The sequence below is a fragment of the Dietzia sp. SLG310A2-38A2 genome, assembly GCF_014145095.1.
Lineage (GTDB): Bacteria > Actinomycetota > Actinomycetes > Mycobacteriales > Mycobacteriaceae > Dietzia.
This window is the reverse complement of the sequence record NZ_JAALDX010000089.1, coordinates 1-2,199: the sequence shown is the minus strand read 5'-3', so window position 1 is coordinate 2,199 and position 2,199 is coordinate 1. Positions and strand designations below refer to the sequence as shown.

2 protein-coding genes are annotated in these 2,199 nt (G+C 72.4%); both read right to left on the bottom strand.

Features of this window, described 5'->3' with window-relative positions; all coding sequences use genetic code 11:
* Window positions 1–822: SDR family NAD(P)-dependent oxidoreductase (locus G6027_RS03665; protein WP_182635500.1), on the bottom strand; the 822-nt coding region annotated here is incomplete at its 3' end.
* Window positions 823–911: 89 nt separating this feature from the next.
* A partial coding sequence (locus G6027_RS03660; RefSeq protein WP_346995619.1) for a DUF6541 family protein occupies window positions 912–2,199 on the bottom strand: 1,288 nt, incomplete at its 5' end.

Here is a 2,199-nt window from a genome sequence, read left to right as displayed (position 1 = left end):
CAGGCGGGCGGGGGCGAACTCGGGGTCGTCCCCCGATCCCGCCGCCGAGGCCACGAGGGTGTGCAGCTCGCGGTCGCTGGTCTCGACGCCGGTGCCCACGTTGAAACGCAGCCCGGCGGCGGCCGGAACGCTCGCGGCGCGCACGAAGGCGTCGACCACGTCGTCGACGAACACGTAGTCCCGGGTGTTGCCCCCGTCCCCGAAGACCCGGGTCGGCTCCCCCGCCAGCAGTCGCTGGGCGAAGATCGCCACCACCCCGGCCTCGCCGTGCGGATCCTGGCGCGGGCCGTACACGTTGGCCGGTGCCACGCCCGCCCACTCGATGCCGTACAGCTTGGCGAACATCTCCAGATAGACCTCGCCGGCGACCTTGCCCGCCGCGTACGGGCTCATCGGATCCACCGGCCGTGACTCGGCCACCGGAAGGTCGGTGACGGGTCCGTAGATCGATCCCCCCGAGGAGGTGAAGACGATCCGCCGCACCCCGGCCCGGCGGGCGGCCTCGGCCAGCCGGACGGTGCCCACCACGTTGACCTCGGCGTCGTGCACCGGGTCCTCCACCGACAGGCGGACGTCGATCTGCGCGGCCAGGTGGAACACGACCTCGGGGGCGACCTCCGCCACCAGGTCCCCGATCGCGGGGTCGGTCAGGTCCACCTGCCGGAAAGTGAACCGCGAGCCGGCCTCGCGGGCGCCCGTGAGGTTCTCGACCCGCCCCCGCGAGAGGTCATCGACGACCGTCACCTCGTGACCCTCAGACAGCAAGCGGTCCACCAGGGTCGACCCGATGAACCCGGCCCCACCCGTCACGAGTGCCCTCATTCAGATCCCCTCCCGATGCGCGGCGACCCCGCCGCGGCGCCCAGTCGGACGACAGCCCCAAGGATACGACCCGCCCCGGGTCGGGTCGCTCACTCCCCGCCGTACAGCGCGGTGGCGCGGGTCAGCGGTGTACGCCCGTCGGGCGGGAACGGCGAGTCGGCCAGGATCCGGGCGAGCTCGCCCTCGGTGAAGGCGGCACGGACGGCGAAGATCCGCACCTGGGAATCCGAGTAGACCTTGACCAGGCCCGGGGTCTGGTCGAGCCGGAGCAGGCTCTCGTTGGGCTTCTGGAATCCCCAGTAGTTCGGGGGGCTGACGTAGACGTAGGTCACGCCGAGCTCGTCGAGGGCGGAGTCGACACGTGGGTCGGTCCCGGCCCGGTCCATCGAGCGGAACAGGTAGTGGGTGAGCGGGGCGGTGGAGCCCGCCTGGAGATAGTGGCGAGCGGTCGAGGGCAGTCCGTCGGTGGCGTACATCCACCCCGACCCCTCGTCGGGGTTGGTGTAGATGAGACCCGAGTACGCCTGCGGCTGCCGGGAGAGCCACTCGAAGGCCCGCAGGTCATGACTGTCGACCATCCGGCCCGCCCGTTGGTTCGCGCCCGCCGCCGCGGCGTACTCGGGCGAGGCCTGGACGACCCACGACCCGGTGGCCACCAGTGCACCCAGAGCGACCGCGACCCGCAGGCCCGCCGCACCGGTCCCGCGTGGGTCGGTGATCGGGTCGATCAACCGGGCCGACCACCCCGCCAGTGCCTGGACGGTCACCCCCACGCCCACGCCGACGGCGGCCGCCACGAGGACCGCCAGGAGCACCCCGATCCGGCGCGGGTCGTTGTAGTAGATGCTCCCTATCCCGCGGAGGGCGCCGCCGGTCCAGTTGCCGAACGTGCTCATGGAGTTGACGCACACCACCAGCACCCCGCCCCAGAGCAGGAGCGGCCACAGCACGAGGCGCCGGAGCAGGACGATCACTCCCAGTACCGCGAGGGCCAGCAGCACCCAGCGCACTCCCCAGTCCTGGACGTGCCGCACCTGTAGTGCCAGGGCCCGGCCCCAGACAGCGGCCCGGTCGGCGTCGATCTCGAACTCGAAGGCCGAGATCTCGTCCGCGTCCTCGGAGACGGTGAGGACCTGGGGCAGCAGCGTGAGGACCCCCGCCAGGCCTATCCCGGCCAGCACGAGGAAGTCCCGCAGCCGTCCGCGCACCGGACGCCACAGCCCCTCGAACAGCCACCAGAACAGCACGAACACCGCGGCGGTGACCATGGCTGACGGGTGGATGCCCCCGACGCCGACCAGGCCGAGCGCGGCGGCGGGCACGAGACGTCGGTCGGCCAGTGCGGCCACCACGACCGCGGCCACCAGCCCCGCGAGC